Genomic DNA, 20,744 nt, shown 5'->3' on the forward strand with positions numbered 1-20,744 from the left:
TTAAGTGTAAAGGTTGGGCAGAGTAGTGCAGCTGTGCTATAATAAATGACGGTATTAATGGATTTGTTTTAAAGGAGAATAGTATGGCTGACGAAAGAATCATTGCAGCGCTTGATGTGCGTACATTGGATGAAGTTAAGGCGCTGGTCGGGCAATTAGGGGACAGTATAATTTTTTATAAAGTCGGTATGGAACTTTTTTATGCTGTTGGTCCGCAGGTAATAACTTACTTGAAGAGTAAAAATAAGCGGATTTTTCTTGATTTGAAATTGCATGATATTCCCAACACTGTTGCTGAAGGATTGATTTCTTTAATGAAATTTGGAGTCGATATTTTTAATGTTCATGCCTCTGGAGGATTTACAATGCTGAGTCAGGCGGCGCAGCGGATAAAAGAAGCTGCCCATGCTGCGGGAGTCAGGCCGCCAAAACTGATAGCTATAACTGTTCTGACGAGTATGAACGAGACCGACTGGCGTAGCCTCGGCATGACGATGCCAATTGCCGAACAGGTTGTCAATCTGGCAAAATTATCGCAGCGGGCAGGACTGGATGGCGTTGTAGCTTCACCGCGGGAAGCGGCGATGATACGAAAAGCTTGTGGCAGGGATTTTATGATTGTCACACCAGGAGTCAGGCCGCGGGGAACGGCAAATAATGATCAAAGCCGTGTCGCTGCTCCGGCTGAAGCTTTAAGAAATGGAGCCAGCCAGCTGGTAATCGGCAGACCTATTTATGCTGCACCAAATCCCAAGGCAGCGGTTGATAGTATTTTGGCAGAAATAGCTGCTGTTTAACAGGTTATTGGTATAATAATTTAGGATTGAGAGGGAAAAATGATTATATTAGCATCAAAATCGCCGCGGCGGCGGGAATTATTAAAACAGATAGGCTGTAGATTTATTTGTGAATCTTCTGATACAGATGAAGTGAAAACCGGTGCACCAGAAGAATTGGTAATGGTAAATGCAAGAATGAAAGCTGCAAATATTGCGGCAAAACATAAAGACACATGGATAATCGGGGCAGATACGATCGTTGCATTGGATAATAGAATTTACGGCAAACCGGCAGATACTGAAGAAGCTGCTGCCATGCTTGGGAAAATAGCGGGCAGAACGCATGAGGTTTATACTGGGATTGCTTTAGTATATAATGATGAATGCTGGCAGGATATGGCGGTTACTCAAGTGGAAATGGCGGCCATGACAAACAATGAAATACATAAATATGTGTTGACCGGCGAACCGTTGGATAAGGCAGGAGCTTATGCTATTCAAGGTAAATGTGCTGTTTTCATTAAAGGCATAAATGGTTCGTATTCTAATGTAGTTGGGTTGCCTTTGCAGAAATTGTATGAATTGAGTGCTAAGGCTGGGTTATTATTAAGTGAAGGTTAATTAATAGCAGATAACAAAAAATGCATATCTATGGACAGGTGTTGCAAGACTTAATAGAGAAGCCGGTAAAAGCCGGCACGGTCCCGCCACTGTAAGGGGAGCTGGCACAAATACCACTGGTTTTACCGGGAAGGAGTGTCGTAGCTATGAACCTGAGTCAGGAGAACTGCCTGTTTAAAAATCACCATTATTACCCGCGAGCGATGGGGAGGGGATTGTCTTGCTTATTAAGGGATAATAGCCAATTCTTTCGGGAATTGGTTTGTTTTTTATAAAAATAAGGGAGATGAAATATTGCGGTATTGGTATAAGCTGCACCGATGGATAAGTTTGATTTGCATGATATTTTTTCTGCTGCTTTGTGTGACGGGATTGCCGTTATTATTTAAGGCGGAAATATATAATTATAATCTTTTACATAAACCAATGGAACATCGCACTTTGGAATATCAGTCAATATGGAATGATGCAGCAGATGGATTTCGACTGGTAAAGGATAAGTATCCTGATAAGACGATAAAAGCTGTTTCAGTTATGCCGGATAAAGGCCGGTTATTGTATCGTATTCAAGATAAAAATAGTACTAAAGTTGTTGATGCACGGCTTAGTATGGGTGGAGAACAAATCAGTTATTATCCCGATACTAAATCACTGCAAAACTGGCATGGCGAGTCGGTACGGTATTCGTTTATAAGTAAATTCATGCATATAATGCATAGACTTCATATGTATATGGGACTGGGCAAGGGCGGCATGATATTTTTGGGAATGATGTGTCTGATGAGCCTGTTCTCGGTTATATCGGGAGTAATTATTTATGCACCATTTACGAAAAAAATAAAATTTGGCCGGATAGATGACGACAATGCTACGGTAAAGTGGTTCGGCTGGCATAAATTTTTGGGAATAGTAACTGGTGTGTGGGCAGGAGTGCTTTGTTTCAGTGGTGTCATGATAGTAGTTTTTTCGCTGGGATATGGGACATATATAAGTGATACACGAGCTGAAGCATTACAGAATTTACCAAAAACGGTGCAGGGACAAAATGTAGAATTTACCGCAACTGTGAATTATGTGCAGCAACAGTTTCCCCAAAAATATATTTTATCGGTGGATACTCCGGATTGGCTGACAAATCATTCACGCTACGTTTTTTATTTAACACAGGCTAAGAAGATGCCTGCTGATTTTATGGGACAGATGGTTTTTGTTGGGACTGATGAACAAGGAAGACTGCAATATTTTACGAGACCGCTGCCAATATATTTATCTGTTGCTGCCGCAGCATTGGATCTTCATATTCACAATCATGATAATTTTTATTTGAAAATAATTTGGGCAATTTTAGATATCGCAACTATTATAGTGATTATATCGGGAATTATCGGTTGGTGGAAACGCAGACGAAAAATGTCAAAGAAAAACAATAAAAGCAGAAGAACAGATATGACAAAATATATTGTTTGGAAAATGCCGATAGCATTGTTTGTTTTGAGTGCAATGGGAATGGTGCTGCCATTATATGGGTCTGAATACGATATGCCTGGTATAATTGCATGGTTGGCTGCAGGATTACTTTGCTTGTATCAATGGTATAAACAAAATAATCTTTAAAACTTTTGGTGGTCAGCGATAACATCTGCTTATAGCATGACAAAAATAGGGCAGAATGATATAATGGCATAAATGAAGTATGGGAGAGATATGCTAATGACTGAACAGGAAGTAAAAAATTTACTTTTGAAAACCAATGCCATAATGGAAGGGCATTTTTTGCTGACATCGGGGCTGCATAGTCCTATATATGTAGAAAAGTTCAATGTATTGCAGCATCCTGAATATACGGAAGCCTTATGCCGGGAGATTGCGGCGCAATTTGCTGATAAAAATATACAAACGGTAGTGGGACCGATGACAGGCGGAATTTTATTAGCGCATGAAGTTGGCAAAGCTTTGGGAACACGAGCTATTTTTACAGAACGCGTCGATGGCAGGATGGCTTTTCGCCGAGGATTTTCATTACAAAAGGGTGAACGTGTACTTGTTGTTGAAGATATAGTTACTACCGGTGGTTCAGTTAAAGAAGTTATAGATGTTGTTAAAAGTGAAGGCGCAGTACCGGTCGGTGTGGGTCTGCTGGTGGACAGAAGCGGCGGTAAAGCTGATTTTGGTGATGTTCCTCATAAAGCGTTGCTCAACCTTGAAGTGAAAACATATAAACCGGAAGATTGTCCGCTTTGTAAGAATAATGTGCCGATGACTAGGCGCGGCCGCACCGGTAAATAATGTTAGAACGGTGATAATGTGAAAGAAGCAATAAAAGAAAAAATCACGGCGCAGGTGGAGACATGGGAGTATTTGAAAAAGCTGCCTAAGACAGCACATGGGTTTGTTTTTGAATTATTAATGCGGGAAAATGGTGACATGCTTGATATATACAGCTATGAAAATAAAGCGGCACATCGCAGCATAACAGCATATTATCATGAAGAAACAAGGGAATATAAACTGCGTATGCGGATTGGGCTGACTGAATTTTGTGTAATTGAGTATATTTATGCGGAATTGGCTGATTTTCAAAAAATGCTGGAAGAGCGCTGTGATAATTTGCTGGCTGATATGGCGGTATTTAATCCGGACCATATAACTTCAATTATACATGATAAGAAAATCATGCAGTGGAACTACAGGGAAAAACTACCGGAAAGTTTTGCTGGGTTTCACCTTTTTATTACACCTGATAAACCGGTACGGGTGATTAACGGTTCATATATCATTTTTGATTATAGTGATTTTGTCGATCAAAGTAATTTTATAATTTATTATAATGTTTTTCGTGATGAATTTTTTGGGGAAAGTCGAGTGTTTAATATTCCGGAAGTTAGTTATGATTTTGATTCACATGAACTGTCGGAGTTGATGAATAAGTTGGAAATCCGGCTGTTGCCGCATTTACAAAAAATGCGGACTCGTATAGATGCGAAATAATAAAACAGGGCCGATGCATATTATGCATCGGCCCTGTTTTACATTAGACAGACTATTCAACAGCTTTTAATGCTTTTAGAAGTTTTTGGGCTATTCCCGTAATTTTTTTTAGTGGTACGGAGCATACAGCAATACGTACACCGGCTTTAAGTGGTACGGCAAATATAAGATCTTCATGCAGCTTATTGCACACCGCGGCAGAATCTCTGGCAGGGATAGATAAAAAGAAACCAGCCTTATAAGGAAGAGCATTGAGCTGGCAGTCGCGCGCTTCCTGCATAAATTTGCTGCCACGGCGGCGAATCATTTGGTAAAGTGCATCCCGTTCAAATTCAAACTGCTGCTGTAAGTTTTTATCCTTATTAATGGCAACAAGCAGAGCCATGGCACCGTGATTGACATTTGACCAAGTGGCACGGCTGGTGTATTTATTTATAGCAGCAAATTCTGTTATTACCTCTTGGGAAGAAGAAAGACCAATCATCGCACCGCAGCGTTGGCCGTATACGGTGTAACCTTTTGACATGCTGAAAGTGAAAATTGTCAGGATGTTATCAGGCAGATTAGTGAATTGCTCCATAAATTTGCGAGTTTCATCTTTTTCTCCGGCATAATCAATATAGGCAATATCAACCATAATGGTAAGTTTTTTCCCCGGTGTTTTGGCATGTTTCCTGCATACATCAAGTACGTTAGACCAATCGGAGTCGCTGAGACTGTAGCCGGTAGGATTATGTGCAGGAGTATTTATGATAATTAAAAGTGAATCCTGCTTAGCCATGAGTTCATCGACTTTAACGGCGAATGCAGCAGTATTGAAATTCTGTTTGTCGTCAAATAGAGGATAGGTTACAAGTTTTCGGCCTGATTCACGGCATAGCATGTTATATGTACCCCAAAACCAATCGGAAGTCAGAACACTGTCACCCATTTCGGTATAATTCCAGATGGTATGATGAATACCGCCTGTACCACCGGCAGTTGCTACGGCAGAAGTATATCCGTCGGGACGGTGATTACCAAACGTGAGTTCAGTTGCCATGTCGAGATATTCCGGTATACCAGAAATCGGTGCATAAGAAATCAAGTCATTTGTTGGCAAAGTCCTCAGCACTTTTTCTACAATAGGAATGCAGGCTAATTCCCCGGTATCATCCATAATGGCACCAATTGTCGCATTGGTAACTTTTTCACTGCCATGTTTGTTTACAGCTTCTTTGCAGGCAGCGCTTGCACCAAAAATAACGTCTTTTGCTATCTTTCCCACTGAATGGGAAGCAGCCATACTTACCAAAATAAATACCCCCTAATGGTCAATGTAAATTAATATGACTTTATAAACTTCTCTATATAGTAATAATTTCCTGCTGCTGTATGGACTGTATTCATGTATACTTGGAATAATACTGCCATATAAAATTATTTTAGTGGTTGATTTATATGCAGATAAAAAAGGGAATATCGATGTGGAATTTATACTTAATAATGATGTAATATCCTATAATAAAAGGATAAAAGTATAACGTGACACAAGCGGATGATTTTCACTTTATAACTAGAATATGATATAATTAGTAAATTAAACCGGATTGAATTGTTAAGTAAAATTTATAAATAACAGGTGTCTTATTATGGATGAAAAAGAGTTTACTATATATACGGATACTCCCGCTCAAACGAAGCAGCTGGGAGCTTTTTTAGGTAAAACCGGTCGAACAGGGGTTGTGATTTGCCTACAAGGCGGCCTCGGTGCCGGAAAGACTACACTGACACAAGGGCTGGTTGAGTTTTTGCATGCCGGCGGGGCACTAAGTCCGACATTTAATCTGATGAATGTTTATAAAGGCGATGTGACAATATATCATTTTGACTTGTATCGATTGGAATCAGAAGAAGAACTTTATGAAATGGGTTTTTATGAATATGCACAGGAAGATGGCGATATGATTGTTATTGAATGGCCGGATAAATTTTGGCGGGCAGTTCCAGAAGATAATTTACAGCTGTATTTGCAGCCTGCTGAAAATGGCAGACGGATGATACAGATAAAATTAAATGGTGAGAAGTACAGCAGAATTTATGAGGAGTTGAAAAAAATATGCCAATCCTGGCAATAGATACAGCTACTATGGTTTCAAGCGCAGCGGTAGCAACACATGACAGACTGTTGTCGGAGGTTACTATGCAGTTAAAAAAGCCTCAATCAGAAGTACTTATGGATCATATAATAGATGCTTTGACTATAGCTCAGACGGGGAAAAATGATTTAACAGCAATCGCTGTTAATATCGGACCTGGTTCATTTACAGGTCTTAGGATCGGGATGGCAGCAGCAAAGATGATGGCGTATGCGTTGAAGATTCCTATAGTTGGAATTGATGCAGGGACGATACTAGCTTATCATTTTCCTGTGGAAAACATCTATTCGGCAGTATTTATTGATGCTCAGAAAGAAAATGTGTATTTTGCTGTCTATAATTGGCAGAATAGGCAGCTTGTTACAGTGAAGTCGATGACGGTGATGAAATTGGAAGCGGCGCTGGAGATATGCAGAAAAATGGATTATCCTGTTATTGCCTTGGGAGATATAGCACAGAAAAAACAATCGTTATTTGCTGAACGCGCCAATATTCATCTGGCACCGCCTTATCTTATAATGCCGCGGGCAGCTAACGTTGCTTTTGCTGGTTTGGCGAAACTGGACAGAAATTTACCCGATAATATAATGACTATGGAACCACTCTATATCAGACGTTCGGAGGCGGAAGTACTCTGGGAAAAGCGACAGAAGGATTGTAATAAATGAAAGTGGAATATAGAAAGATGCTTCCGTCAGATGCAGCCGCTGTGGAAGTGGTGGAGAAAAGTTGTTTTTCTATGCCATGGTCCAGACAATCATTTTGGGAAGAGGCAGTTAAAAAAGATGCATATTATCTTTTGGCAGTTGACTGCTCGACTGATATAGAAGTGGTCATCGGTTACATTGGAGTATGGCTTATCTTTGGTGAGGGGCATATAACCAATGTTGCCTTGATGCCACATTATCAAGGTCGGGGAATAGCATCGGCGATGATAAAAAAAATAATTATGATTATACGTTCTATGGGAATAAATTCCATGACATTGGAAGTTCGTCCTTCTAATAGCAAAGCTTTGAGACTGTATCAGAAATTTGGATTTAAAAGTGTGGGACGGCGGCCGCATTACTATCTCGACAATAATGAGGATGCAGAGATAATGTGGTTGATATTTAAATAAGCAGCTAATATATTTGATAATGGGTGGAGATGAGACAATAAATGCATCAGTATTTGTTTTATATAGGAAGTTTTCCGGTACGTTCCTATGGATTGGTTTTATCATTGAGTATTATTCTGGCAGTTGGGGTTGGTTATTTTCTGGCGAAGCAGGATGGCAGATGGCATAAATATGTTGTTGACATGGGCATTTATTGTGGTATGGCAGGAATCATTGGGGCACGGTTATGGGATGTTTTTTTCTTTGATTGGGATTATTATGGCAATCATATCACAGAAATATTTAATGTTTGGCAAGGTGGAATGGCAATACAAGGTGGTATTTTTTTAGGGACTATTGTCGGTATAATATACGCCAAAAAGCATAATATAGATGTATTAGCAATGGCTGATATTCTTGCTCCGGCAATGATTTTGGGGCAGGCACTGGGAAGGTGTGCCAATTTACTTAATGGTGATGCTTTCGGAGCTCCTACTGGTACCAGCTACGGAATTATTTATCCGGTTACCACTCTGGCTCATCGCGTATATGGCAGTCAGCCTTTGTGGCCGGCAGAAGTTTGGGAAGGACAATTGGATATTGTCATTTTTGCGTTATTATTAATTTTTCGTTCTTTTAAACATGGGCGTGGACAGGCCTTTACACTGTATATAATGCTTTATTCAGCAGCGCGATTTTTCTTGGAATATTTGCGTGGTGACTATAGTCAATTGGTTTTTGGCTTGTGTACATCGGCTCAAATGACCAGCGTGATAGCATTTTTACTGGCCTTTACCGGTTTTATTTATTTCGGCTGGCGTGATAAGACCGTGAACATGAAAAATAGAATATCGTCCAGTAAACATGGTAAAAAGGCAAAATAAAGATTATTTTGCATAATAATGCAGGTATGATAAAGCAAGGGAGGCGAAAGTATGGGTTGGAAAAAGCATTTGATTATGGGGCTGATACTGGTTTTGCTGATGGGAATACAGTCAAGGACATTTGCAGCTCAACCGAATATCCGCGTTGGTTTATGGACTCAGCAAACCAATGTGACAGTCTCAGCAAACGAAGTCTTTGAAATAAGAGACCCGGGAACAAATGATCGATTTGGTAAATTCACAACAGGAACGAGGGTATTAATAACACAGAAAAATAACCGTTTGTATGTGAATGATCTTCCGGTAAAAAGTATTGTATTATCTGTGCAGGCAATTGACGAAAATGGACGTGTCGAAGTGAATAATAAAGCTTATCGCGGTAAGATACTGATAAAAAAAATGGACAATGGGATGACTGTGATAAATGATCTGCCATTAGAGCAATATTTATATAGTGTAGTGCCTGAAGAAATGCCTTCTTCGTGGCCGATAGAGGCATTGAAAGCACAAGCGGTTGCAGCGAGAAGTTATGCCATTTATAGTATGAACCGTCATGAAGCGGAGGGGTACGATGTTTGTGCGTTGACACATTGCCAGGTTTATGGCGGGAGTAATGTGGAAAATGAGATAGCTGCAAAAGCAGTCGATGCGACGAGAGGACAGGTACTGCTTTATGATCATAAACCAATATTTGCAGCATTTCATGCCAGCTCAGGCGGCAGTACGGAAAATAGTGAGGACGTATGGGGAACATTTATACCATATCTGCGGTCAGTTACTGATTATGATCAAAATTCGCCTGATTATCACTGGATGGTACAGTTCACACCAGCTGATTTAAGCCAATTGCTCAGTCAGTATGGTTATAATATCGGAACACTGCAGTCGATTACATTATCGGATTTTAACAGTGGACAGTCAGATCGCAGTGTTGGTGGTGCAGTAAAAGAAGTGGTTTTCAGCGGTTCCCAAAACACAGTGGAATTGACCGGCAGTAAGGTGCGCAGTATTTTGGGATTAAAGAGTACGAAATTTGCTATTGGCGTGTTTGTACCGTTGCCTAAAAAGATCGATGTTGCCATTGCCCGCAATTCAGGATACAATAAGTCTATTGATGTGAATTTGCCGGATTATCAAGTACCAAAAATGATGACTGGTTCAAAAAATATTCATCTTATTACCGATAGTAATGAAGAGATAATTAAAGTAGAGGGATATGGTTCAGGACATCGTGTCGGCATGTCTCAGTGGGGGGCTAAGGCTCTTGCTGAACAAGGCTATGATTATCAAAGCATCTTATATACGTACTATACAGAAGTATCAATAGAAAATTGGTACTGATAAAGGAGACAGATACTGGCTTATGTTATTGACAGATTTTGATTATGATTTACCGGAAGAACTTATAGCGCAGACACCATGTGAAAAGCGCGATCATTCCCGTTTAATGGTACTTGATAGACATGATGGAGCTGTTCAGCATGAGTATTTTTTTGATGTAAAGAAATATCTCAGACCAGGGGATACTCTGGTGTTTAATAATACTCGGGTAATACCGGCACGACTTATTGGGCATCGCGATGAAACTGGTGGTAAGGTAGAAGTTTTCCTATTACGACGCACTGAAGGCAATAAATGGGAAGTGTTGGTGAAACCCGGTAAAAAGGCTAAAATAGGTGATGTTATTAAATTTGGTGCAGAACTTACCTGCAGAATATTGGAACATACGGATTTTGGCGGACGTGTAGTAGAATTTTTTTATGATGGCATATGGGAGGAAATACTTGACAGATTGGGACAAACACCATTGCCTCCGTATATACATGAAAAACTTGCTGATAAAGAACGTTATCAAACAGTTTATGCTAAGGAAAACGGCTCGGCGGCGGCTCCCACTGCAGGGTTGCATTTTACGAAGAAACTGATGGGAGAAATTAAAGATATGGGTGTTAATCTTGAGTTTATAACACTGCATGTTGGATTAGGAACTTTTCGTCCGGTCAATGAGGAAAATATTGAAGATCATGTGATGCATACGGAATATTTTCATATTGACAAGGATACTGCTGAACGGATAAATGCAGCCAGAAAACTTGGCGGCAGAATAATTGCAGTAGGAACTACTTCTATTAGGACATTGGAGTCAGCGGCTTCGGCGGACGGTATATTACCAGCTAAAAGTGGAGAAACGGGGATATTTATTTATCCAGGTTATAAGTTTAAAATAGTGGATGGAATTATAACGAATTTTCATTTGCCTAAATCCACACTTATAATGCTTATCAGTGCTTTTGCCGGCAGAGAATTTACTTTGAGGGCATATAATGTTGCTGTGCAGAAACGGTATCGTTTTTTTAGCTTTGGTGATGCAATGTTGATTCTATGAAAATTTGAAAAATAAAAATACTAATGGCCGGTAATTTATTGATTACCGGCCATTAGTATATATCAGGTTATGTATTTAAAATTCTTCATAAACTGCCGGATTTTGGTTGAAATTGCGGCCATTGGGTTTGGTAAGGCTGGATATACGCGTCATTTCATCATCAGTCAGTTGAAAATCAAATATGGTGAGATTTTCAATTTGGTGAATCTGACTTGTGGCTTTGGGAATAGGCAGGGCCTTTAGCTGAATATGCCAGCGCAAGATAATTTGTGAGGCTGACTTGTTATGGTTTTGTGCAATGTCTGCGATGATATCATTCTTCACTAATGCTATGCCCCGACCAAGCGGACTCCAGGATTGTGTCACAATATTGTGGGTTTCATCCCAGGTACGTTGGGGAGCCTGATTAAAATAAGGGTGTAGTTCGATTTGATTGATGCTGGGGCATACATCTGTTTCGGCTATTAATTGATTAATATGTTCCGGTAAAAAATTGCAGACACCGATGGAGCGGATATAACCTCTTTTTTTTGCTTCAATTAGTGCACGCCAAGCATCAACATATTTATTGACACGGGGATTTGGCCAGTGGATTAAATATAAATCATAGTAATCAACACCGGTGCGGTATAGTGATTCTTCGATGGTTGACAAGGCTTCATGATATTCATGGTGGCGCCCGGGTAGTTTGGAACAAAGAAATAATTGGTCGCGGGGAACAGAACTTTCCCTGACAGCGCGGCCAAGAGTTCCTTCATTTTCATAATTAAAGGCAGAATCAAGCAGACGATAACCAACGTCAATGGCATCTTTTATGGCTGTGACACCTGAGGCTCCTTCTAATTTATAGGTACCAAAACCTATTGCCGGTATCTGCAGGCCATCATTTAAAAGAATGGTGGGAACAGTGTTGGACATAATGCACACCTCTTTCATTTTTTAGTGTTTTTCTGATGTCTAAATAAACCCGCTGTATTTCAAGTTAATAGCCTGAAAGCAGCGGGTATCAAGTGTTGAGTAAGGACGTATGAGATAAAATATTACGCGGTTTTGGGTAATTGATTCCAAAGACGGCGGAAGGCACCTTTTTGTGCTTCCGGCGTGCGTATGATTTTCTTTTCTAATTCTTCAGCAGTTTTTATTGGACGAACGGCAGCATATAAATCATCAAGTGTTTTAAAATCTTCCATTCGCAATGAATTTAGATAAGCGTACTCAGGGATGGCATCCATTTTTTTGTGCAAACGATCACGATAGGCATCAGCGTTAGGATTGTGAACGCCGTTTACTATTGCTGCCGTTTCCTTTAAATCGAGCATTTCACGCATAGAATCACTCATCATAGCTATATCAAACTCCTCTTTATTACTTAATACATTAATTATACTGCGCTATTTTTGCAGGTGCAATAGTTATTAGATTTTGCATCAGATGATAATTATTGCATGACAAAAGTTTAATACAATAAAATAGCAGCTTTGCTGTTAGCAGCAAAACAGCTTTTTTTATTAGTTTTTGTTCATTTTATTATAAGCAATAACTATTTTATTGAACAGCGTATCATTAGGTGTAATTTCAGAGTATTTTTGTATGGCTTGTTTAATATCATTGTTTTTAATAAAAGATTGTATTTCGACAGCTTGTTCATCTTCAGCATAATCGAATAAATAAGCGGCAGCAACAGCCTTTACCAAATGGTCGTTTTTCAGGCCGTAGTTTTCAGTCAGCATTGCCGGACCTATTAGGCGGTCATTCCTACTGAGTTTTCTTATCGGTGAACGGCCAACACGCGTCACTTCATCGTGTAAGTCTTTAAGAGAAATACGTTTCAGGATTTTTTGGATAAATGATTCTAGTTCATCCATCTTGAAAGGAAACTTTTTAGTCATCATCAAAGCTGATTCACGCATTACTGCTAAGACATCGGTGTGAATTTCTTTATTATTTAACGCATCATATATAGTAGGCAGCTTATGATAATAGCCAAGATATGCTGCAGTGGCATGTCCGCAATTGAACACATAAAGTTTTCTTTCTAAATACATGCCTAGATTATCAGCGTATTCAGCACCCTTTATTGGCTGGCTGGACGGATCCTTGAGTTTATTTTTTTCGATGACCAGTTCAAAGGATGTTTCTATTTGGGGAATGCGAATGCCGTCCTGTTCAGTGCTGAGAGCGATGCGGTCAACAGCTACATTGGGAAAACAACCAATGGAATCCAATGCTTGTTCCGATAAAGGCGTTTTACATTCCATTAGAGCTTTTTTGAGTATATCAGTAGCATAAAAAGCATTTTCACATGATAAAATGTTTACTTTTTCCTTGTGCTGGATAATGCGCTGCTTGAGACCTTTAGCTAAAGTACCGGCGATTTTTGGTAAATTATCTACACAGACAGAAGTAGTGATGATATCTGCATCAACGATGGAGGCGATAGCTTTATCTTCATCGGTTATAGGTGAGACGGCACATACTTTGTCAATAACTTCTTTACGATAATTATCATTTATTATATAAATGTCATAAGTATGGGCCTTATTTATATAATCAACTGTATGCTTGTCCACTTCGATAAAAGTGATGTCAAAGCCGGAATTGTGGAGTAGTTCTCCTATAAATCCGCGGCCAATATTACCAGCACCAAAATGTACTGCTTTCATTGTGAACTCCTCCTGATGGTTATGCTTAAATTCAGGCGGTGGACATACTGCCTGAATTTAAGTTTAAACCGGTTTAATTATTTTGTAAATAAATCAAAGATTTCTTGAGCGGTTTTTGCATTTTTTAGCATGTCGGCCGCGTGTTCATTTTCATCAAGCATTGTGGCGATATTGGCAAGGATTGTCAGATGTTCATTACCTATACCGGCAATACCAATGACAATATAGGCTGTTTCGTCATCAAATTTGACACCCTGCGGAAACTGCAGGACAGAAAGGCCGGAAGCTTTTATATCACTTTTAGCGGAGTTTTCACCATGTGGAATGGCAACACCCTTGCCAATGTATGTGCTCACTTGTTCTTCACGGTGCAGCATAGCTTTGACGTATGCTTTATCTACATATCCTCCATCGACAAGAATTTGACCGGCCATTTTTATAGCTTCATCGCGTGACACGCTAGTCAATCCAATTTTGATATTGCTGAGTTTAAGCAAATTTTTATTAAAATTAGAGGATTTAGGAGTGTCGGCAGATATATTACTTTGGGTTATTCCGGCACTTTTTATTCTGTCGATTAAAATATCAAAAACATTATTCTGTAGAAAATCAGTTACAAAAATATGTTCAGCTTGCGGTGAGGCTTTTTTTGCGCGTTCAGCAAGTTTTTCGTGTGATACTACTATTTGGGCATCAGCCGGTATGTTTTCAATAGCACAATTAGTAATTGAGATTTGAGGATAGCCGGCCTTTTTAAATTTATTTCTCAAAGCGCTGGCACCCATTGCGGAAGAACCCATTCCGGCGTCACAGGCATAAATAATTTTTTTAATTTGGGCTCCATTGATAATAGTTTCATTTTCGAATACTTTGCCGCGATTTTTCATGGCCTGCATACTGGTTTGGGCAGTTTCCAGTGAACCCTCGCTGTCGGTATCTTTGGATGATTTTAAGATTATTGATGAAATTATAAAAGAAACGACTGTAGCAGCTGTAACAGCCGCTATATTAGCAAAGTAGGCACCTTTAGGTGTCATTGCCAATACGGCAAAGATGCTTCCAGGAGATGCAGGAGCAATAAGGCCGCCATTTAAAAGATGAAGAGTGAATACTCCTGTCATACCAGCAGGAATCAAAGCGATAAGGAGAAGCGGCTTCATTAATACATATGGAAAATATATTTCGTGAATACCACCGAGAAAGTGAATAATTATGGCACCGGGTGCGGAACCTTTAGCTGCACCCTTACCAAATAAACAAAAAGCAAGCAGCATGCCAAAACCTGGACCGGGATTGGCTTCAATCAGGAAGAATAATGATTTGCCAAAAGTCTGTGATTCCTGAACTCCGATAGGAGTGAAAATACCGTGATTGATAGCATTATTTAGAAATAGTATTTTGCCCGGTTCCACAAGAATGGAAACCAGAGGAATGAGATTGACATTGACAAGAAATTCTACTGCAGTCCGCAGAACATTGTTAAGGGCAAGTACTACGGGTCCGATGACCATGTAAGCAATTACTGCTAATATAGCTCCCAGGATACCGGCAGAGAAGTTATTGACAAGCATTTCAAAACCGGCAGGAATACTTTCTTCAAAGGCGTCATCAAATTTTTTGATGCACCAGCCGCCAAAGGGACCCATTATCATGGCTCCTAAAAACATTGGGATATCGGCACCGGCTATTACACCGGCTGTGGCTATTGCACCGACAACACCGCCACGGTGACCATAAATGGCGCGACCACCGCTATAACCGATCAATAGTGGAATCAGCCATTGTACCATTGGACCACTGGCTTTGGCAAGGTAAGCATTAGGTGTCCAACCAGTAGGAATGAATAATGCAGTTAATAACCCCCAGGCGATGAATGCGCCGATGTTTGGCATTACCATGCCACTTAAAAAACGGCCAAATACCTGAACTTTTTCTTGCAGGGGATTGCTGTTTGTAGTTTCAGACATAGTTTAAACCTCCGTATTAATTATATAACTGATATTTTCGGGAAATGTATAAGTTATATATAGTTTTTATGAACATAAATTGATTATTTCAGTAACGAATTGATTTTTTTCCGCAGGAAATTCTTAAGGATGTTTTCCAAAGTCAGTTTGATTTCTGGTTTGCTATTATTGGTTATAACAGAAGCAAACAGCCAATTTTCAACTAATGCCTCAGTTATTGCTCCCATTGTTTCAGCATTTTCTTTTTTATCATCATCGGGAATGATCATTATAATAGAAGCAACAAATTGGTCAGAATTCTTGACGAGTTCAGGTTTTATTTTCACGATAGCAAAATGTGGATAACTGACATTAGTACGACAATGCAGCAATATGATTTTTTGTTCATGCAGATAAGTGCTGCCGTATTTTTCTCGCTCGAAAAGTGCCTGCATAATCGTCTGTGGAGTAGCTTTACTGTCTTTTATAGCAAAACTTATTCGGTTGATAATATGCGCAGTATTGATACTGGTGAAATCATCAAGGAAAACAAATGTATTTAATATATTTAGTATGGCCTGCTGATAATGCATCATGTGATTTATAATTTCGGTGAGTGAAAACTGTCGACTGCAGGAGCCTATATTTCTTTTGGCAGTATATTTGAGCTTTGCCAGAAAAGTGTTTATCAACTGAATGTCTTCCTGCTTTAACAAAGCATTGATCACTAATACCGGTACCGGGGCATTGGTAATAGGAACGGTGGATAGAATGAAATCAATTTGCCGTTTATTTAGTTCTTGTGTGTCAAACCGCAGTGCAGAAATGATATCCATTATTTGAATATTATTAAACTCATGTTTTATTCTCGATGCCAATAATTTTGAAGATCCTAATCCTGTAGGACAGGCGATAGCTGCATGGTATTTTATATTTGAATCGGATTGAATATTTTCGAGAGCGGCACCTAAATGCATGGCAATATAAGCAATTTCTGATTCGGGGATACGTGTATCGACCACTTTTTGCAATACAGTGCAGCAGATTTGACTGAGCTGCATAAGTGATGCGTAGTTTTCCTTAATGTCTTCCAAAAGAGGGTTACGAATATCCATTCCCATTTTTAAACGACTTATTGAGGGACCAAGGTGGTTTACCAGGCCAATGAGCAGTTTTTCATTGTTATCTAATTTTTTACCAGTTTCAGCTTGAGCAATTTTTATGATTTTTTTAGCCAGCTGAACCAGCTGAAAATTAGGAATAAATGGTGTGCTGCCAGTGTAGTACTGATTGCGTGTACCCAGGAGATGCATGGCTATATAGCCTATTTCCTCAACGGGAACTTTAATGGCAAAAATTTGTTCTATTGACTTTGCTATTCGACGGCTTATTACAAATTCGTGTTTATCGGTGATATTTTTTAAAAAAGAGTCATCAAATGTTATTTTTTCCTTTTGGTTCATGCGTTGTATGGCCAAAGCAAGATGAATGAGCAAGCCTGCATAGGCATTATCGGAAAGTTTGAATGCTTCTTGTGATTCCATTTGGTGGATGACTGTTTCCAGTTTGCGAAGAATCTGTGTATCAACAAGATTCAGCAAACGCTGTGATGAATTATTCACCAAGTCTTTTTCATTGGAATCTTTTGCTAAAGTGTTGTGTAGAATTTCGATTAGATCAGTTTCGTCGATGTTTTCGTAAATGTAATGCAATATGGCTTTACGAATATCTTTTTCCGAGCCGCTGACATATACACCTAAGCCTGGTTTGCGAATAAGTGTAAGTCGATGGGAAGTAAACCAATTTTCAAGTTTATCAAGATCACTGCTTATAGTGCTTTCGGCAACATTTAAATGCAGGGCCAGTTCAAATAATTTCATCGGTTGTTGATTTTGCAGAAGGCGTGCTGTCAGAAAACCAGTGCGTTCCTTCGGTTGATAGACTACTTTTTCCGGAACAGTGGAAAAAGTATCTTTGATATTATCGATTGTTTCTGTGCTGCCGGTTACGCGAATACCGACACCTTGCTTTTTATCCAATTGAACGGCGTATTCGCTTAGCAGTGAATCAATTTTAGGCAGCTCGCGGATGATCGTTTTCGGACTTACCTGTAGTTCAGCAGCAATGTCGCTGATAGTCATAAAATTTTTTTGTTTACATAAGATAAGAATGATATTTTTTGTTCGTGGATTGATTTCTCCTTTATTCAATTTTGGACCTCCTAATGATCATTTAGAAGTGGAATCACGCTACTTAATTAAGTTAATTTTATTATAAAAGATAATAAAGTGATATACAATCAAAAGACCTGTTGATAAGTACCAATCAATTGAGGACAAAATCGAATATAACAAAAAGGAGTTGACACACATAAACATTTTTATTCATAAATATATAGCAATTCCGTTCCCTTCACTCGTTTCTAAAAGAGCGGAAATAGGATATGTATCTTTATGAGGTTCAATGTTGTTTGTATGGCAACTCCATAGTTTGCTGCTATATTATAATTTGTCGATATCTATTTGCGTGATGGTATTGACAAGAACATCAGCAATACTTAAATCTTGTTTACCGCTATTGGGATTTTGAAAACCGATGCAGGTCATACCGGCACGCTTGGCGGCTGTAGCACCGTTATGAGAATCCTCCAGGACAAAACAGTCCGACGGTAGGACATCAAGACGTTTTGCTGCTGTAAGATATATATCGGGGGCCGGTTTACCATGTTCTACTTCATCACCACTTAACAAAAATTGAAAATAATTATTGAGGTTTAGATTGTTTATTATCACTTTGATGAACTCCATTGGTGAAGATGAAGCTACTGCTGTTGGGATAGAAGCTTTTTGCAGCTTGAGCAGCAATTCCGGAATACCGGTAATAGCCTCAAGGTGCATGCAGGATGTTCGTTCGATAAGTTGTCGGTCATATTTATTGACAGTATCTTCAACAGATATATTTAAGTTATAGTCTTTTTTCAAGTTATTAAATATATGTGTTATTGTGAGGCCGCACAGTGAATCAAGATATCTTTCATCGGGTATGATATTGAGGTCGTTGATTAAGTCTATGACAATTTTGTTATGCAGTGGTTCACTGTCGATTATCACACCATCCATATCAAAAATAAAGGCCTTCATCAATAATTTAGTCCTCCTAATGGAATATTAAAAAACTAAAGGCTGCCGCATCAGTTACTGCGGCAGCCAGTAAAAAACCTGTTTTTGCAGATAGATTGTGAAACAACATAAAAGTATCCGCCAAAATATAGTAGATTAAAAATAATTATTCAACAGTTACAGATTTTGCCAGATTACGCGGTTTATCGACATCACAGCCGCGGGTTATGGCTGTATAATAAGCTAGTAATTGAAGTGGAACAACTGTCAAAAGCGGAATCAGCAGTTCATCAGTAGCCGGAACTTTGATTACATGATCAACATATTTTATCAGTTCGGAATCATTTTCTGACGTTATGCCAATGACGATTGCGTCACGAGCTTTGATTTCTTTTATATTACTGATGGTTTTTTCATAAACACTTTTTTGTGTGGCTAGGGCAATAACTGGAACCCCTTTGACAATGAGCGCCAGGGTACCATGTTTTAATTCGCCGGCAGCATAGGCTTCAGCGTGAATATATGAGATTTCTTTTAATTTCAATGCGCCTTCGAGAGCAACATTATAATCCAGCGATCGGCCAATAAAAAATACGTCTTCATTAAAACCATATTGTTTGGCGAATGTCTTAATTGGATCAGTATCTTCCAGTGTTCTGCTAATTTGGTCTGGCAGGGCACGTAATTGTGTAAGCAGCTGCTTAGTGCGATCAGCAGAGATACATTTTTTGATACCGGCCATGTACATGGCCAACAGGAACATAGTTACAAGCTGAGTTGTATATGCTTTGGTTGATGCAACGGCAATTTCCGGGCCGGCCCAGGTATAAATCACCTCATCGGCCTCACGGGCAATAGAAGATCCCACTACATTGGTTATAGCAAGTGTCTTGCCACCAAGCCGTTTAGTTTCTTTTAAAGCAGCCAGGGTGTCGATTGTTTCACCGGATTGGCTTATTACTATGACCAGGGTATGTTCGTCAATAATTGGTGAGCGGTAACGAAATTCGGAAGCAATGTCAACTTCCACCGGTATACGGACAAGTTTTTCGATATAATACTTACCTACGAGACCAGCATGATATGCCGTACCACAAGCAACAATGAAGATTTTGTGGAAAGAGTCAAGATATTCCCTATTCCATTTTAATTCATCAAGGATTACTGATGAATTATCTTTGGCAATACGAGATATTATAGTGTCTCGCACAGCTTTAGGCTGTTCATGGATTTCTTTGAGCATAAAATGTTCGTAACCGCCCTTTTCGGCAGCTTCTGCATTCCAATTTACTTCAAAAACTTTTTTTGTTATGGGCAGACCTTCACGGTTGGTTATCCAGATAGAATCTTTTTTTACGACAGCGATTTCACCATCGTTTATTATATAATTACGACGTGTGTAACCAATAATGGCAGGAATATCTGAGGCAATAAAGTTTTCACCCTCACCAAGTCCAATGACCAATGGATTATCTTTTTTTGTGCAGATGAGTTTATCAGGATCTCTTCTGGACATAAATAAGAGAGAGTATGAACCTTCGATGCGTTTCAGGACTTCACGTACCGCGGTTTCGAAATCACCATCATATAATTCTTCCAGCAGATGTACAGCTACTTCTGTATCTGTTTCCGAAAGAAATTTGTGGCCTCTGGCAATCAAATCTTCTTTCAGCTGCATGTAATTTTCGATTATGCCATTATGGACAACGGCAAAATCACCTTTACAGTCCATATGAGGATGGGCATTCACATCAGATGGACCACCATGAGTAGCCCAGCGAGTGTGTCCAATACCAATGGTACCTTTAGGTTCATGTCCTCTGATTTTTGCCTTTAAAGCGTCAAGGCGGCCAACGCATTTTTCCAGATTTATCTTTTCACCGTCAAATACTGCAATACCAGCGGAATCATAACCACGATATTCAAGCTTGGTAAGCCCGTCAATAAGAAAGGGCTCTGCTTGTTTATTTCCAACATAACCAACAATACCACACATATACGATACCTCCAAAATAAAATAATTATTAAAGATGTATCTGCCAATCCTTAATTTTTGTATTGTCCCACAAGTCACCTCGTGGTTTTGACAAATTTTGCGACCGGATTATAGCCGGGAGGCAT

At 39.3% G+C, this 20,744-nt stretch carries 19 protein-coding genes and 1 riboswitch; of the genes, 11 read left to right on the top strand and 8 right to left on the bottom strand.

Annotation, left to right across the window (positions count from 1 at the left end; translation table 11 throughout):
* Nucleotides 1-83: 83 nt before the first annotated feature.
* The 5 genes from pyrF (at nt 84) to I6751_RS10120 (ending at nt 4,388) form a co-directional block, all read left to right on the top strand.
* On the top strand, nt 84-797 hold the full coding sequence (pyrF, locus tag I6751_RS10100; protein WP_196591243.1) for an orotidine-5'-phosphate decarboxylase: 714 nt from the start codon (nt 84-86) through the stop codon (nt 795-797).
* Nucleotides 798-836: 39 nt separating this feature from the next.
* Complete coding sequence (locus tag I6751_RS10105; protein ID WP_196591242.1) at nt 837-1,400, top strand: Maf family protein; 564 nt, start codon at nt 837-839, stop codon at nt 1,398-1,400.
* A gap of 19 nt (nt 1,401-1,419) precedes the next feature.
* A riboswitch (cobalamin riboswitch) is annotated at nt 1,420-1,588 on the top strand.
* 106 nt (nt 1,589-1,694) lie between these two features.
* Nucleotides 1,695-3,014 carry a PepSY-associated TM helix domain-containing protein gene (locus I6751_RS10110; RefSeq protein WP_196591241.1) on the top strand — a complete coding sequence of 440 codons (1,320 nt, stop codon included), beginning with the start codon at nt 1,695-1,697 and terminating at the stop codon, nt 3,012-3,014.
* 96 nt (nt 3,015-3,110) lie between these two features.
* Nucleotides 3,111-3,686: an orotate phosphoribosyltransferase gene (pyrE, locus tag I6751_RS10115; protein WP_196591240.1), complete on the top strand. Its 576-nt coding sequence runs from the start codon at nt 3,111-3,113 to the stop codon at nt 3,684-3,686.
* Between the two features lie 18 nt (nt 3,687-3,704).
* Nucleotides 3,705-4,388, top strand: a complete 684-nt coding sequence (locus I6751_RS10120) for a hypothetical protein (protein ID WP_196591239.1) — start codon at nt 3,705-3,707, stop codon at nt 4,386-4,388.
* A 52-nt stretch (nt 4,389-4,440) separates the two neighbouring features.
* On the opposite strand, the gene I6751_RS10125 is transcribed toward I6751_RS10120, so the two are convergent.
* Nucleotides 4,441-5,685 (bottom strand): pyridoxal phosphate-dependent aminotransferase, encoded by a 1,245-nt coding sequence (locus I6751_RS10125; RefSeq protein WP_196599095.1) that lies wholly within the window; start codon nt 5,683-5,685, stop codon nt 4,441-4,443.
* Between the two features lie 334 nt (nt 5,686-6,019).
* Here I6751_RS10125 and tsaE point away from each other — a divergent pair, with 334 nt between their 5' ends.
* Genes tsaE through queA form a run of 6 tightly spaced genes read left to right on the top strand, consistent with a single transcriptional unit; the run spans nt 6,020 to nt 10,895 of the window.
* Nucleotides 6,020-6,505, top strand: a complete 486-nt coding sequence (gene tsaE / locus I6751_RS10130) for a tRNA (adenosine(37)-N6)-threonylcarbamoyltransferase complex ATPase subunit type 1 TsaE (protein WP_196591238.1) — start codon at nt 6,020-6,022, stop codon at nt 6,503-6,505.
* The gene (tsaB, locus tag I6751_RS10135; RefSeq protein WP_196591237.1) at nt 6,487-7,194 is read left to right on the top strand and encodes a tRNA (adenosine(37)-N6)-threonylcarbamoyltransferase complex dimerization subunit type 1 TsaB; all 708 of its coding nucleotides are present in this window, start codon (nt 6,487-6,489) and stop codon (nt 7,192-7,194) included. Before tsaE ends, tsaB begins: the two co-directional genes overlap by 19 nt.
* Nucleotides 7,191-7,646, top strand: a complete 456-nt coding sequence (rimI, locus tag I6751_RS10140; protein ID WP_196591236.1) for a ribosomal protein S18-alanine N-acetyltransferase — start codon at nt 7,191-7,193, stop codon at nt 7,644-7,646. The genes tsaB and rimI overlap by 4 nt, the downstream gene beginning before the upstream one ends.
* Before the next feature lie 41 nt (nt 7,647-7,687).
* Entirely contained in the window at nt 7,688-8,509 is an 822-nt protein-coding gene (gene lgt, locus I6751_RS10145; RefSeq protein WP_196591235.1) for a prolipoprotein diacylglyceryl transferase, read from the top strand.
* 51 nt (nt 8,510-8,560) lie between these two features.
* On the top strand, nt 8,561-9,850 hold the full coding sequence (locus I6751_RS10150; RefSeq protein ID WP_196591234.1) for a SpoIID/LytB domain-containing protein: 1,290 nt from the start codon (nt 8,561-8,563) through the stop codon (nt 9,848-9,850).
* Between the two features lie 22 nt (nt 9,851-9,872).
* Nucleotides 9,873-10,895 carry a tRNA preQ1(34) S-adenosylmethionine ribosyltransferase-isomerase QueA gene (queA, locus tag I6751_RS10155; RefSeq protein ID WP_182187642.1) on the top strand — a complete coding sequence of 341 codons (1,023 nt, stop codon included), beginning with the start codon at nt 9,873-9,875 and terminating at the stop codon, nt 10,893-10,895.
* A 75-nt stretch (nt 10,896-10,970) separates the two neighbouring features.
* Here the strand turns inward: queA and I6751_RS10160 are convergent, their stop codons facing one another.
* The 7 genes from I6751_RS10160 to glmS all read right to left on the bottom strand — a co-directional run bounded on the left by I6751_RS10160 (nt 10,971) and on the right by glmS (nt 20,619).
* A complete protein-coding gene (locus I6751_RS10160; RefSeq protein ID WP_196591233.1) occupies nt 10,971-11,813 on the bottom strand; it encodes an aldo/keto reductase in 843 nt (280 codons plus the stop codon).
* Between the two features lie 122 nt (nt 11,814-11,935).
* Nucleotides 11,936-12,238, bottom strand: coding sequence for a hypothetical protein (locus I6751_RS10165; protein WP_196591232.1), 303 nt, complete (start codon nt 12,236-12,238; stop codon nt 11,936-11,938).
* A 165-nt stretch (nt 12,239-12,403) separates the two neighbouring features.
* A complete protein-coding gene (locus I6751_RS10170) occupies nt 12,404-13,558 on the bottom strand; it encodes a mannitol-1-phosphate 5-dehydrogenase (RefSeq protein ID WP_196591231.1) in 1,155 nt (384 codons plus the stop codon).
* Between the two features lie 77 nt (nt 13,559-13,635).
* On the bottom strand, nt 13,636-15,525 hold the full coding sequence (locus I6751_RS10175; RefSeq protein WP_196591230.1) for a PTS mannitol transporter subunit IICBA: 1,890 nt from the start codon (nt 15,523-15,525) through the stop codon (nt 13,636-13,638).
* Between the two features lie 83 nt (nt 15,526-15,608).
* The gene (locus I6751_RS10180) at nt 15,609-17,714 is read right to left on the bottom strand and encodes a BglG family transcription antiterminator (RefSeq protein WP_196591229.1); all 2,106 of its coding nucleotides are present in this window, start codon (nt 17,712-17,714) and stop codon (nt 15,609-15,611) included.
* Between the two features lie 291 nt (nt 17,715-18,005).
* Complete coding sequence (locus I6751_RS10185; protein ID WP_196591228.1) at nt 18,006-18,644, bottom strand: HAD family hydrolase; 639 nt, start codon at nt 18,642-18,644, stop codon at nt 18,006-18,008.
* Nucleotides 18,645-18,789: 145 nt separating this feature from the next.
* A complete protein-coding gene (gene glmS, locus I6751_RS10190; RefSeq protein ID WP_196591227.1) occupies nt 18,790-20,619 on the bottom strand; it encodes a glutamine--fructose-6-phosphate transaminase (isomerizing) in 1,830 nt (609 codons plus the stop codon).
* Nucleotides 20,620-20,744 lie beyond the last annotated feature (125 nt).

The sequence above is a fragment of the Pectinatus frisingensis genome (genome assembly GCF_015732285.1).
Lineage (GTDB): Bacteria > Bacillota > Negativicutes > Selenomonadales > Selenomonadaceae > Pectinatus > Pectinatus frisingensis.